Below are 13,691 nucleotides of genomic sequence, written 5' to 3'. Positions count from 1 at the left end.
AGTTAGAATATGAATGAAATATTAATAGATTATTCATTAAAAGTTAGAAAATTACATAGGTTAAGGTAGTAGTATGAGATAAATAAAGCCACTATGAAATTTTTATTTCATAGTGGCTTTATTTTAATGATAGTTAAAATGCAAGAAAGATTTAGCTTTATTGCGTAATATTATTATTGTGATCATTTTGGTTTGTATTATTTCCATTGTTTACATTTCCAGGTGGAGTAGTATTATTACCACCGTTATTATTTGAATTATCTCCTGGTGGAGTTAATGGAGGTTTAATATTACCATTATTGTCACTTAAATTATCACCTGGAACTTCTGGTTTAGGATTTTCATTTGGCTTATTTTCATTAGCATTATTATTACCATCATTTGGTTTGTTTTCATTAGGTTTATTTTCTTCTGCTGGTAAAGAAGTAGTATTATCATATGAACCAGGAGCCATATATTTTGAATCTAATGTTTGACCTAAAGCCCAGCTTCTTCTTAAGAACACTTTTTCAGTTACAAGACTAGCTGGAGTGCTATCTGAAGCAAGCTTATTATTTAATTTGTTTACTCTTACTTTTACATGATTATCACAGTATTGAGTAGGAGCAGTTCCATCAACAAACCAATCATAATAAACTCTACTACCTCTAGGATCTTGAGCACAAAGTGAAGTTGGCTTAAGGCCTGAATCCTTACATACAGCAACCTTGCTTATTCCACTTGGTTGTTGAATTTCTTTATATTCCAATCCATTATGAGCTATACCCATTATTTTTCCGAATATTGGAGAAGTAACAGTACCACTACTAGTTTTCATTTCTCTAGGTTGATCATATCCAATCCAAATGGCTGCAGAATAATATGGTGTTAATCCTGCAAATAGATAATCTTTATCTCCAGTAGTTGTTCCAGTCTTACCAGCAACAGGTATGTTACCAAATTTAGCTGGCTTAGCAGAACCAGAGTCTACTTGTTCCTTAAGCATATCATAAACTATATATGCAGTTTGAGGACTAAATACTTTTATTTCTTCTGGAGTACTTGAATCAAGAAGTACGTTTCCTTGAGAATCAAGTACTTTATTGTATAATTTAGCATCTGTCTTAACTCCGTTATTACCAAAAACTCCGAATGCAGAAGCAAGAGTATATGTGTTTCCACCATCAGGGTTATTAGGATCATTTTGGAATTGACCTAATGCTGTTGTTGAAACTCCTCTAGAATTAGGTCCATAAACCATACCTAGTTTTTCTCCGTAAGCTATAGAGTTTGAAGTGCCAACGTCATTAGCAACTTTTATAGCACCTAGGTTACTAGAAATTTTTATTGATTCTCTAAATGTTAAATAACCTTTGTAGCTATTATATTCATTTTTAGGTTGTTCTTTGTAACCAGTAGAAGCTAATTGTTTATTTGTTAATGGAGAATCATCTACTACAGAACCAGCACCACCAAGACCTAAATCAATAGCAGGCCCATAAACAGTTAATGGTTTTGTTGCTGATCCTATAGATTTTAAATCGTAGTAAGCTCTGTTATGAGACATTGGAGGTTGTTCACCTCTTCCTCCTACTAAAGCTTTAACATGACCAGTTCTATAGTCTATTATTGTAGCTGATGCTTGTAGTTTATAAACCCCTTCTTCGTTTTGTTCATTAGGGTTACCTGTTATAGCTTTATAGTTACTTGGATCATCTAAGACTTCCTGGACACTATTTTGAAGATTTCTATCCATAGAAGTATAGATTTTTAATCCACCATTAGCTATAAGTTTATCAACTTCCTCTTGAGTGTATTTATATTTAGTAATTAAATCTTGTTTAACCTGTGTTATAGCAGGTCTTGTAAACCACTCAAAGTTAGTTTTGCTTAATTTAGTATTAGGGGTGAATTTAATACCATTTGTATCAATTTCATTTATTGCATTGTTATATTCTTCGTCTGTAATATATCCTAGTTAATGCATTTTAAATAGTACAGATTTAGTTCTATTTAAATATCTACTTGGATCAGCTTTATTAGCTTCTGAAAGACCATCATAAGCAGTAGGTGCTTGAGTAAGTCCTCCTAAATAAGCACATTCAACTAATGTTAAATCTGAAACATTCTTGCTGAAAAATCTTTGTGCAGCGGCACCAACACCATATTGATATCCACCCATTGGTATTGTATTTAAATACGTAGTAAGAACTTCATCTTTTGAAAGGTGCTTCTCTAATTCTAAAGATAAGTACATTTCTTTTATTTTTCTTTCGTAACTAACTTCGTTTGTAAGGACTGCATTTTTTATAAGCTGTTGAGTAATAGTTGAGGCCCCTTGAACCGTATTACTTCCTGATAGTTTATTTTTAACATTAGAAACTATAACCCCAAAAATTCTTCTAATGTCTATTCCCTTATGCTCATAAAATCTTTCGTCTTCAATAGCTACAAAAGCGTTTTTCAAATTGTCAGGGATTTCTTCAGATGTAACTACATAACGTTGTTCACGAGTAATAACATTATCCATAAAATTTCCCTGATCATCGTAAAGAATGGATGGCTGATTTAGAGATTGAATTGCCTGAACATCTAAATCTGGAGCAGAACGTATAATTGAAAGAACGTAAACTCCAACTACTGTTGCGGCAGTTATCCCTAGAAGCAGAATTCCTATAAAGAACCATTTAAAGAATTTTTTCACCTTCGATTGATTTTTATCTGATTTTTTCTTCTGCTTTCTATCTTTATGCTCTCTTTTTTTGTCAGTCATTTTTTCCTCCTAACATAATAAAACTTTCTATTTCTAAAAAACTAAATGATTATATTATTATATATTTAAAGAAATATTATATATTATTATAGCATAATAATATTAAGAGTAAACCAATTTATAAGAGGTGTAGCCTTTGTATTATGTAAAAAAAAATAAACATATAAATATAGATTTTAAAAAATATTTAATAATAATCATAATAATCATTATTGCCGGTTTTATAAGTTTTATATATGCTTTTGATAAAATAATTGCTCCTACAGTTTTACTTGTAGCAGATTCTGAAATGAGAGCTAAAACATTAGATGTTATAAATAAAAATATAGTTGAGGTTTATACAGAAAAGTTTGATTATGATAATGTGATAAATGTTGAAAAAGATTCTTTAGGAGATATAAAAATGCTTAAGGCAGATACAATAAAGTTAAATGATTTAGCAACAGAGGTGGCTATAAAGTCACAAGCTGATATAAAGGAGATTGGTTCAATAGGAGTTAAGATGCCTATTGGTTATATAACTAAAAATAATATAATGTCTTATTGGGGACCAAGTATAACTGTTAAGATGGAACCAATAGGAAGAGTAGAGGTGTCTTATGACTCTATTTTTGAGAGTGCAGGCATAAATCAGACTAGGCATAAAATTTTAGTAGATGTAAAAACTAATCTTAAAATAATATTACCACTCCAATCTAAAGAGGTTGAAGTGGTAAATCAAATTCCGATCTCTGATACAGTTATAGTAGGAGAGGTTCCGAAGAGTATGTGGGGTAGCAATATACTCCAAGGAATTAATGAAAATGTGGAAGATAATAATTAGGCGTTAAAAAAGGAGGAAAATCCTCCTTTTAATTATTTTTCCCAGTTAAATATGTAAGGAATATTTCTGTAGTGGTCACCATAGTTTAATCCGTAACCAACAACAAATAAGTCTTCGATTTCAAAACAGCAATAATCTGGTTTTAAATCAACTTTTCTTCTAGATGGTTTATCTAAAAGGGTGCAAGTTTGAATTGATTTAGCACCTAATGATTTTACATGGTTTATAACAAAATCCATTGTTATACCTGAATCTATGATATCATCAACTATTAGAACATCTAAACCTTCAATGTTATCTGGAATATCATTTACAACTTTAACTATTCCAGTACTTTCTTCACCGTGACCATAACTTGAAGTAGTCATAAATCCTATTTGAGTTTTAGTATCAATTGCTCTAACTAAGTCAGCTGCAAATATGAAACTTCCTCTTAATAAAGATAAAACATAAAGATTCTTATCTTTATAATCCTCAGTTATTTTTTTTCCTACAACAGCTATCTGCTCTTTAATTTGTTCTTCAGAAAGTAATATATTTCTGTTCTTATCTTCCATGATTTTCTCCCCTAACTATTCCGTATTATTTACAATATTGTATTTATAGTATAAAATTAAATGAAAATTGTCAAGAAACATAATAAATATTACGAGGTGGTAATATATGATACATGGAAATACTGATGGTATAAGGAATTCAGTGTTAAAAGAATTAGAAGAACTTTATAAATTAAACGTACCTAAATATAGTGTTTGTACAGAAGATATAATAAATATTATTTCTAGATTATCTTCTCAAATAGAAAGAGAAATTAGTGTAGGAATAAATAGAAAAGGAAAGGTAATCAGTGTAGCTATAGGAGACTCTTCAAGTGTAGAGATTCCATTAATAGATATACATGAAAAAAGATTATCTGGAATTAGAATAATACATACTCATCCAAGTGGAGTTTGTAGACTTTCAGCTTTAGACATATCTGCACTTATGAAATTAAAACTTGATGTAATAATGGCTATAGCTGTGGAAGAAGGAAAGGCTAAAGATGCTTCTTTAGGATTTTGTTATGTAGAAAATGAGCTTCTTATAAATGAAGAGTATCCTCATTTAACTATAGATCAATGTCTACAAATTAATATTTTAGATAAGATCAACCATGTTGAAGAAGTTATTAAAACAAGCAACGTTGAGGAAGATGATAGTGAAAGAGCTATTTTAGTTGGATGTGACACAAGAGAAAGTTTAGATGAGTTAGAAGAACTTGCTAAGGCTTGTGATATCCCTACTTTAGAGAAAGTATTCCAAAATAGAAGTAAAATTGATGCTGCCTTTTATATAGGAAGAGGTAAGGTTTTAGAGATTGCTAATATAAGGCAGTTAACAAGAGCTAACTTAGTAATTTTTGATGATGAGTTATCAGGAGCACAGGTTAAAAATCTTGAAGCTAACTTAGGAGTTAAGGTAATTGATAGAACAACTCTTATTTTAGAAATATTCTCAAGAAGAGCTAAAACACGAGAGGCTAAAATTCAAGTAGAGCTTGCTCAGTTAAAATATAGAGCAGCTAGACTTATGGGGCTTGGTACTGTAATGTCTAGAACTGGTGGTGGAATAGGAACAAGAGGACCAGGAGAAAAGAAACTTGAAATAGATAGAAGACATATAAAAGAAAGAATATATGATCTTCAAGCAGAACTTAAAAAGATTAAGAAAATAAGAGAAACTCAAAGGGAAAGAAGAAGTAAGGATAAAACTTCACAAGTTTCATTAGTTGGATACACTAATGCAGGAAAATCTACTTTAAGAAATACTTTATGTGAAGAATCTGCCTCAACATTAGCTACTCAAGCTAAGGATAAAGTTTTTGAAGCGGATATGCTTTTTGCAACCTTAGATACTACAACAAGAGCCATAAAACTTCCTGATAATAGAGATATAACTTTAACTGATACAGTTGGATTTGTTAGTAAATTACCTCACGAATTAGTTGAAGCATTTAAATCAACTTTGGAAGAGGTTATATATTCAGATCTTCTATGTCATGTTGTGGATGCATCTTCAGATAATGCACAAGAAGAGATAGTAGCTGTAGAAAAAGTCTTAGGTGAATTAAAGGCCTTAGAATCAGCAAAAATATTAGTTCTTAATAAAATTGATAAAGCTGATGAAGAAAAATTAAATGAATTAGAGGAAAAATATTCTTCAATATATAATAAGGTAGTAAAAGTTTCTGCTAAGGAAAGAATAAACTTAGAAGAATTATTAAATGCTATAAGCGAAGAACTGCCATATACTTTAAAAAGTAAGGAATATATAATTCCATATACAGCACAACAAGTTGTAGCTTATCTTCATAGAAATGCAAATGTAAGTGAAGAAGAATATAGAGAAGAAGGCACTTATATGAAAGCAGAGGTTGATGAGGAAGTAGAAAATAGATGTAGAGAGTATGAGTTATAATAATATTATTATTTAATCTATAATAAAAGCTAAATTCTAATTGAATTTAGCTTTTATTCTTAAAATAGTTACATCATAAAATATACTACATATAAGTATAATAATAATAGTACTAATTTTTAGGGAGATTATATATGGAGACAAATGATTCTTTAGATAATGATAATATAAGAGGAATTAGAGAGCGTGATCGTGGATTAACTGATGAAACAATACCGACACGGCCAATTCTAAATAATAGTCAAAGTATTCCAAGTGATGAATGTAATAATCCATGTTTAGATGAAATAAATAAAATATACACACAAGTTCAGGATCTTCTCTTAAAGGCATCAACAATACAAGCTAGTGCAGCTACTTTAGCTGTAGGTGATGAATATAAAGTCTATTATGATAGAATTGTTAGACCATCATTAGACATTATTTATCTCTTAAGTTTTTCAGTACAAAATACTGCTGCTGCCGCAAATTTATATCAAACTAATACTTATGGGAAAAAGGGAGAGACTAAGAGGGCTTTAGATGTTTCTTATGATATACTAGAACAAATAGAATTAAGCTTAGACCTATTAAGAAATTCTTTAGCATGCTTGATAGAGAAAAGTAAGTGTTTATAAATTTTATTAAATATATGAAATATGAAATGTGAAGTTTTTAAAGGAGGGAAAATCTTGAGTGAAATAATATTAAAATATCAAAATTCTTTTAAATCAGTTATATCTGACCTTCAAGAGAATGATGAAGTTATTGGAGTTACGGCTTTTGGAAGTATAATAAACGGAGATATATGGGAAGGGTCCGACATAGATTTATTTGTTATTGTAAATGGAGAGTTTAAAGGGATAAAAGATGTTTATGGTGAAGAATTAGGGGTATCTCTTCATTTGAAGATAATATCAAAGAAATTTTTAGTTAATTTCAGTCAAGAGGAGATTACAGGAAGTACAATACATAGAAAATTTATATCATCAAAGTTGATTTTTTGTAAGGACCAAGAAATTGCAGATAAATTTACTTCAATAAAATATTATATAGATGCTCACAGTGAAAAATGGAACTTAGTTTATTTTGCAGAACTTCTACAGGATATGAATTTATATAAAAAATGTATTCATAATGAGAATTTTTACGCTGCCTTTGAATCCCTTATGTACTCAGTAGATAGCTTCAGTAAACTTTATTTAAATTTTAATGGATATTTAATCACAAAGAGTTCTACTGGAATGCTTATGAAATTAGATGAGAAGTTTGAAAATATGATTAATAGCATATTTAAAGCATCAGATAAACAAGATTTAGAATATGTACATTTTTATATTGAAAGTTTCTTAGAAAGAAATATTATAGGAATAATAAAAGCATTAATAGATTATATGAAAAAACAAGAGGATTATTTAAGTTCAGAAGAGATAAAGAAATCAGAAGAATTTCAAGGATTTAAAATAGATTTTGAAGAGATATTAGGATATCTTTGTAAGAAAAATATAGTAAAGAAAAGTGGAAGAGAGAAATTTTCAGAATGTGGTCATAAGCTTATAACAGAAAAGGTGTACTTAATAAAAGAGAATATCTAAATAAATCAAATAAGGTGTGAAGTATGAATAAATTTAGGGTGGTTTTTACAGAGGGTGTATGTAAATACTTAATAATATATGAAAATATTAAAAAGCTAATTGAAGGAGGAAAAGTATTAGAAGGAGAAAAGTTACCTACCATAAGAGAATTAGCAGATTTTTTAGGGGTAAATAAAATAACTATAATTAATGCTTATAAAAAACTTACTCAAGAAGGATATGCATATCAATCTCAAGGAAGTGGAACTTATGCTAAAAATAAGGATGTGGGAAGAAGTTTCAAACATGATTATAATGATATTTTTAGAAAAATAGCTTCTGGAGATTTAAAAAATTGGATAGATTTCACTGGAGAGACAACTAGTGCAAACTTCTTCCAAGTAGAAAAACTTAAGAAGGTTTTAGATAATGTATTGGTTAGAGATGGAGTAGAAGCATTAATATATAGCGATCCTTTAGGATATTTAGAATTAAGAAGAAGTATAAATGATGAGTTTTGGAATGGTAAAAATAATTTGGATAATATACTTATAATTTCTGGAGCGCAACAAGGAATAGATATTGTAGGTAAATCATTAGTTAACATAAATGATAATATTGTAATAGAAAGACCAACCTATGGGGGAGCACTTCTAGTTTTTAAACTTAGAAGAGCAAATATATTAGAGATTCCAATGGAGAAAGATGGCCCTAATATAGAAAAGTTTGAAGCATTATTAAAGAGAAATAAAATAAAATGTTTTTATACAATGAGTTATTTCCAAAACCCAACAGGAGTAAGTTGTTCCTTAGAAAAGAAGAAAAAAATAATAGAGTTATCATATAAATATGATTTCTATATATTAGAGGATGATTATCTTTCGGAATTAGTTTACTCAAAGGATTTAGAGTACATACCTTATAGAAGTTTAGATTCTGAGAGAGTTATATATATAAAAAGTTTTTCTAAAATTTTTCTTCCAGGAATAAGAATGGGGTATTTAATAGCTCCGGATAAGTTTAAGGAAGAGTTTCAAGCTTTAAAGGTAAATACTGATATAGCTACTTCAAGTTTAATGCAAAGAGCACTTCAGGATTACATTGAAAAAGGATATTGGAAAGAGCATATAGAAATATTAAATAAGGAATATTCTAAAAGATACAATTTTATAAAAGAGCTTATAAATAATAAATTAGGAAACATGGTTTCATTTCAAGAGCCAAAGGGAGGACTTAATTTATTTTTGAAAATAAATAAGAAGATAAACATAACATCTAAAGAGTTATTTTATGAATTAAAAGATAGACAAACCATAATAACCCCAGGTAGTATATTCTTCAAAAATCCTAAGGATGGAGATAAAAGCTTTAGAATTGGATTTTCTCAGATAGATTATAATAAGATAGAAAAAGGGATAGATAATATATACGATGTTTTAAAAGGTAGGTAGATATTATGAAGTATATAACGGTAAAAAAAGCAGCTGATGATAGATTCGAAGAGAAAAAATCAGTTTTTATAGGATATGTTAAAAGAGTTACAACGGAGGAAGAGGCTAAGGAATTTATAGCTGAAATTAATAATAAGCATAAGGACGCCAGACATAATTGTTATGCTTATGTCATTGGCTCTAATATGGGAATACAAAGATATAGTGATAATGGAGAGCCTCAAGGGACGGCAGGAATTCCAATATTAGAGGTGATAAAAAAGCAAGGAATAACAGATTGTGCTGTAGTGGTAACTAGATACTTTGGGGGAGTTTTATTAGGTACAGGGGGGCTTACTAGAGCTTATACTAAAGGGGCTGCCATAGCTATAAATGCCGCTGGTATTGTAGAAAAAGTAGAAGGAGAAATGCTTTGTACTGAAATAGATTATGATCTTTATGGAAAGATTCAATATATATGTGGTCAAAATAATTGGCATATAGAAAATACAGAGTTTACTGATAATGTTAAGATATATATATTAGCAGAAAAGGATCTTATTCCAGAAATAGAAAAAAGCTTTACTGAAGCTACAAATGGAAAGGCTATAATGAGTACGGATTTAGAAGCAATATATTTTAAAGAGGGAAATAGACTTTATGAAAGTTTCGATGAATAGACCATAAGTAAAGAGAATAGCTAAGTTGAAGAGAAAAAATCTCTATGATATAATATTTAGGTATTATTCAAAGAAATTCAAAGAAATTTAAACTATAGTTTACATATATGTTAGGAGGAATAAGGATGTCAGGACACTCAAAATGGCATAATATACAAGCTAAAAAAGGTAAAATGGATGCCAAAAGAGGAAAAATATTCACTAAGTTAGGAAAAGAGATAGCTGTTGCAGTTAAAGAAGGTGGAGCTAGCTTAGATGGAAACTCAAGATTAAAAGATGCTGTAGCAAAAGCTAAGGCTGCAAACATGCCAAATGATAATATAGAAAGAGCAATAAAGAAAGCTGCTGGAGAAGGAGATTCAGTAAATTACGAATCAATAATTTATGAAGGATATGGTCCATCAGGAGTAGCTGTTATGGTAGAAGCATTAACAGATAATAAAAATAGATCAGCTGGTAATGTAAGAAGTGCTTTCACTAAGGGTGGTGGAAACATGGGTACATCAGGATGTGTTGCTTTCATGTTCCAAAAGAAAGGTGAAATCATAATAGAAAAAGCTGATTTAGATGAAGACGAAATAATGATGATGGCTTTAGATGCTGGTGCAGAGGACTTCTCATCAGAAGAGGAAGTATTTATAGTTACAACTTCACCAGAAGATTTTGGTACAGTAAGAGAAGCTTTAGAAGCTGAAGGATTAGAATTCTTAGAAGCATCAGTTAAAATGATACCAGATACTGAGACTGCTATAAATGAAGACGATGCTAAGAAATTCCAAAAGATGTTAGACTTACTTGAAGATGATGATGATGTTCAAGAGGTTTACCACAATGCTGAATTCCCAGAAGGATGGGATGAGTAAGATTTTACTATCTTACTTTAAATGTTAATTAGTAAAGTTAATTTTTTAGGTTTGGATAGTTTAAAAATACCTTTTGATGTACATAAGATACAACAAAAGGTATTTTTAATATAGGGGGATAATATGCAAGCACTAGCTATGGTGATATCATTTATGATTTTGGGGTTAATTATAATACTATTATTATCATTTATATTTATAGAGGTATTTTGTAAGAAAAAAACTTTTAGTGAAATAATGCTTATTAGTATCCAAATGACATTAGTATCAATTTTTTTAATGCTATGTAGAGATGATTCAAGTAGTAATATAAACACTTATTTGAGTTTAATAGGTGGAAGTATATTTCTAATAGCTTTAACAATAAATATATATGGATTAATAAAGAATGGGAATTTAAAGAAAATCAAAGATGCTTTTTTTATAGATTAATACTATTAAATAAATATTATAACATGTAAATAAATATTATAACATGGAGGAAAAGAGTTTGAGTAAAAACATAGATTTGATTTCATATCCATTTTTAAGTGAAGATTTTGGATATGTTGATCATGAGGTTATGACGGATCACTTAAGTTCTTTTTTAGGAAGAATTTTATCAATGAATACTCCTTTAGAAGAGGAAACTTTTTGGATGATGGATAGGGTACTTCATTTAAACGGTTCTTTAAGAGGAAGACTTGCTATATTTCCTGAAGATATAGAAAAGGGATTAGAAATATTAAATAAATATAGAAATTTAAATAAGGATAGAATAAGTTCCTTTGTTTACCCAACAGGTCATCCTTTAGCGTGTGAATATCACGTAGCTAGAGGAGAAGCTAAAAAGGTTTGTAGAAATCTATACAAAATAAAAAACTCAGGAAAAGAAGTTCCTGAAATATTATTAGATTTTAGCAACTTAATAACAAATATTTTATTTGTATTTTCTCTTGAAATAAATAGAATTAATGGAATTGAAGAAAAGGTTTTTGTTTCAAAATCATATTAAATCGTTAAAAATCTTAATCTAATAAATATTAGAAATTAATAAATATATACAAAGGAAAGGTGGAGACTAAAGTGAAGAAGTCAGTACTAATAAAGATTGTTATAGCTATTTTAGTAATAATAGGGGCTGTTTTTGGATACAAATACATAAATAATAAAACAGCACCTAATGGAACTAAGGGAGATAAAACAATAACTGTAACAATTAAGGATGAGGAAAATAATAAAGTTATTGTTGATAATGAGGAATTCAAAACTAATGCAGTAACATTAGGTGAATTTCTTAAGGAAAATACAGATAGATTAAAGGTTAAAATGGATACTAGTCAGTTTGGAAGTTTTGTAGTAGGACTTGAAGGAATTGAAACTAAGGATATGAAAACAGGTCCATGGTGGATGTATTCATACAAATCACCAGAACAAAATTTAAATTATAAAATTGGTGAGGCTCCAGGGGTAGATAGTATAAATATTCAAAATGGAGATAGTGTACAATTCGTATTTACTAAATCAATGTAATGGATACTAAAAGAATTACACAAGGAGCATTACTTGCAGCAATACTTTATGCAGTTTATTTTATGGGATCTTTTGTTCCATATTTAGAACTTGTTAGCTTTGTTATTTTACTTTATGGAACATCTCTTCCAAGAAATCTTGGGTGGTATTCTGCTTTAGTATTTTCTATTTTAGTTATATTAACAAAAGGGTTAGCGCCATGGAGTCTCATGTATATAGTGGTGTTCCCACAATATGTACTTATATATAATTTTATAGCTAAAAAAACAGAGTCGGAGTATGTATATGCTTTCTTTGGAGCTATACTATCATTTTTAATGGGCTCACTAATTCAGCTTCCTTACTTTTTAACAGCTGGATTAGGAGTAAAAGAACTTTGGGTAACTATTTTATTGGGTTTTCAAGTTTCTTTAGGAAATGCAGTTTGTACAGTAATTGCAACATTATTTTTATACAAACCATTAAGTAAGGTTTTAAAAAAGTCAATTTAAAATAAAAAGGTATTTTCTTACTTAAGAAAATACCTTTTTTATTTTATTTACCTTTAAGATGGATGGGGGCCATCTCCTACCCAATCACCTTTTCCTAAAATCGTTTTACATTTATCACATCTAAATGCTCCATCTATACCTTCGGTTGCAGTTGTAGGGCCGCATTTAGGACATTGCCAAGCATGAGGATAATCGAAGGTATTTTCATAAGTTTCTTTAACATTTAATGAGGTTAAGTTTGGATTTTTCCACTTTTTTAGTTTCATAGATTCTTTTCCCCTTTTTATATGAAATATAGTTTAAATACTACCATTATTTGTTAAAATTTACAATGTGAATTATATTAAATATATTTTAATAATATCTAAAGTTTATTTAGTTTATACACTAAGTTTATAAATATACAAAATTAGTATATTTACCTCATAATGATTTTAGAGGTAATCTTTTTATAGGATAAGCTAATAATGGAGTTTGGAGGGAGAAAATCATAAGAAAAAAAGTATAATATATTTATTATTTCTACTTATTGATAATCAGAAGTTTAACATTATAAATGCTTTAAGCAATATGAAAATAAATACTGAAAACTTATATTGCTTTAAGGCTTATTAGTGTATAAGTGATGCAATAATAATTTTTTATTAGAATGATCTCTTACAGTTCTATTTAAAAATCAAAACTTATTTAAAATATAGACAAATAAAAAAATAAAAGCAGTAATATTTTAATAGACTTATGACTAAATAATTCTATATAAATATCACTGCTTTTACTTATTATCAATAGATAAAATAAATATTAAGCTTTAATGTATTTATTTTTCTTAGTTTTTCTTAGTCTCTTTTAATGAGGTTGAAAAAGCTGTTATAAGCATTATTAAAAAAGTTAATATAAATAATAATTCCATATGCCCTCCTTAAGTATAAATAAAATTAAACTTAATTGGATTTTTTGCTCTAAATCTAATTTACTTATTACTATATTAAAAAGTATCTTTTAATTATATAAAGTAAAACCTTAATAGAATTTTGTATATATAAATACATTAATAGTTAAATAATATAACAATATTTTAACATACATAATATGGAAAAATATTAACTCTTTGTAAAAAAAACTTTCGTATT

At 28.7% G+C, this 13,691-nt stretch carries 13 protein-coding genes and 1 pseudogene; 11 read left to right on the top strand and 3 right to left on the bottom strand.

The genetic code is table 11. The features are described 5' to 3' along the window. Positions 1-157 precede the first annotated feature (157 nt). Positions 158-2,752: pseudogene (locus OIF33_RS04220) on the bottom strand (transglycosylase domain-containing protein). 136 nt (positions 2,753-2,888) lie between these two features. Between OIF33_RS04220 and yunB the strand changes: the two are divergent. Then, positions 2,889-3,575: a sporulation protein YunB gene (gene yunB, locus OIF33_RS04215; RefSeq protein ID WP_322502973.1), complete on the top strand. Its 687-nt coding sequence runs from the start codon at positions 2,889-2,891 to the stop codon at positions 3,573-3,575. A gap of 32 nt (positions 3,576-3,607) precedes the next feature. Here yunB and hpt read toward each other — a convergent pair whose 3' ends face one another. Further along, positions 3,608-4,132, bottom strand: a complete 525-nt coding sequence (hpt, locus tag OIF33_RS04210; protein WP_322502972.1) for a hypoxanthine phosphoribosyltransferase — start codon at positions 4,130-4,132, stop codon at positions 3,608-3,610. Between the two features lie 106 nt (positions 4,133-4,238). Here hpt and hflX point away from each other — a divergent pair, with 106 nt between their 5' ends. From hflX to OIF33_RS04160, 10 genes are all read left to right on the top strand, one after another. Then, positions 4,239-6,032 (top strand): GTPase HflX, encoded by a 1,794-nt coding sequence (gene hflX, locus OIF33_RS04205; protein ID WP_322502971.1) that lies wholly within the window; start codon positions 4,239-4,241, stop codon positions 6,030-6,032. A gap of 134 nt (positions 6,033-6,166) precedes the next feature. Further along, positions 6,167-6,649, top strand: a complete 483-nt coding sequence (locus OIF33_RS04200; protein ID WP_322502970.1) for a hypothetical protein — start codon at positions 6,167-6,169, stop codon at positions 6,647-6,649. Positions 6,650-6,703: 54 nt separating this feature from the next. Next, a complete protein-coding gene (locus OIF33_RS04195) occupies positions 6,704-7,606 on the top strand; it encodes a nucleotidyltransferase domain-containing protein (RefSeq protein ID WP_322502969.1) in 903 nt (300 codons plus the stop codon). Between the two features lie 23 nt (positions 7,607-7,629). Beyond that, entirely contained in the window at positions 7,630-9,036 is a 1,407-nt protein-coding gene (locus OIF33_RS04190) for a PLP-dependent aminotransferase family protein (RefSeq protein WP_322502968.1), read from the top strand. A gap of 5 nt (positions 9,037-9,041) precedes the next feature. Then, entirely contained in the window at positions 9,042-9,695 is a 654-nt protein-coding gene (locus OIF33_RS04185) for a YigZ family protein (RefSeq protein WP_322502967.1), read from the top strand. 125 nt (positions 9,696-9,820) lie between these two features. Beyond that, positions 9,821-10,558 (top strand): YebC/PmpR family DNA-binding transcriptional regulator, encoded by a 738-nt coding sequence (locus tag OIF33_RS04180; RefSeq protein WP_322502966.1) that lies wholly within the window; start codon positions 9,821-9,823, stop codon positions 10,556-10,558. Positions 10,559-10,681: 123 nt separating this feature from the next. Next, entirely contained in the window at positions 10,682-10,990 is a 309-nt protein-coding gene (locus OIF33_RS04175; protein ID WP_322502965.1) for a hypothetical protein, read from the top strand. A 58-nt stretch (positions 10,991-11,048) separates the two neighbouring features. Continuing rightward, complete coding sequence (locus OIF33_RS04170; RefSeq protein ID WP_322502964.1) at positions 11,049-11,552, top strand: ATP:cob(I)alamin adenosyltransferase; 504 nt, start codon at positions 11,049-11,051, stop codon at positions 11,550-11,552. A 71-nt stretch (positions 11,553-11,623) separates the two neighbouring features. Beyond that, positions 11,624-12,070 carry a hypothetical protein gene (locus OIF33_RS04165; protein ID WP_322502963.1) on the top strand — a complete coding sequence of 149 codons (447 nt, stop codon included), beginning with the start codon at positions 11,624-11,626 and terminating at the stop codon, positions 12,068-12,070. After that, positions 12,070-12,561 (top strand): hypothetical protein, encoded by a 492-nt coding sequence (locus OIF33_RS04160; protein ID WP_322502962.1) that lies wholly within the window; start codon positions 12,070-12,072, stop codon positions 12,559-12,561. The genes OIF33_RS04165 and OIF33_RS04160 overlap by 1 nt, the downstream gene beginning before the upstream one ends. A 53-nt stretch (positions 12,562-12,614) precedes the next feature. Here the strand turns inward: OIF33_RS04160 and OIF33_RS04155 are convergent, their stop codons facing one another. Further along, positions 12,615-12,827: a hypothetical protein gene (locus OIF33_RS04155; protein ID WP_322502961.1), complete on the bottom strand. Its 213-nt coding sequence runs from the start codon at positions 12,825-12,827 to the stop codon at positions 12,615-12,617. Between the last annotated feature and the right edge of the window lie 864 nt (positions 12,828-13,691).

This window comes from Clostridium sp. LIBA-8841 (assembly GCF_034439435.1).
GTDB lineage: Bacteria > Bacillota > Clostridia > Clostridiales > Clostridiaceae > Sarcina.
Note: the sequence above shows the minus strand (reverse complement) of the source record. Positions and strands in the feature narration are given on the sequence as shown.

Bases quoted from the DNA above. Each gene is read 5' to 3' on its own strand.
- hpt (WP_322502972.1), bottom strand. From the start codon at position 4,132: ATGGAAGATAAGAACAGAAATATATTACTTTCTGAAGAACAAATTAAA.
- hflX (WP_322502971.1), top strand. From the start codon at position 4,239: ATGATACATGGAAATACTGATGGTATAAGGAATTCAGTGTTAAAAGAA.
- OIF33_RS04200 (WP_322502970.1), top strand. From the start codon at position 6,167: ATGGAGACAAATGATTCTTTAGATAATGATAATATAAGAGGAATTAGA.
- OIF33_RS04190 (WP_322502968.1), top strand. From the start codon at position 7,630: ATGAATAAATTTAGGGTGGTTTTTACAGAGGGTGTATGTAAATACTTA.
- OIF33_RS04185 (WP_322502967.1), top strand. From the start codon at position 9,042: ATGAAGTATATAACGGTAAAAAAAGCAGCTGATGATAGATTCGAAGAG.
- OIF33_RS04180 (WP_322502966.1), top strand. From the start codon at position 9,821: ATGTCAGGACACTCAAAATGGCATAATATACAAGCTAAAAAAGGTAAA.
- OIF33_RS04175 (WP_322502965.1), top strand. From the start codon at position 10,682: ATGCAAGCACTAGCTATGGTGATATCATTTATGATTTTGGGGTTAATT.
- OIF33_RS04160 (WP_322502962.1), top strand. From the start codon at position 12,070: ATGGATACTAAAAGAATTACACAAGGAGCATTACTTGCAGCAATACTT.
- OIF33_RS04155 (WP_322502961.1), bottom strand. From the start codon at position 12,827: ATGAAACTAAAAAAGTGGAAAAATCCAAACTTAACCTCATTAAATGTT.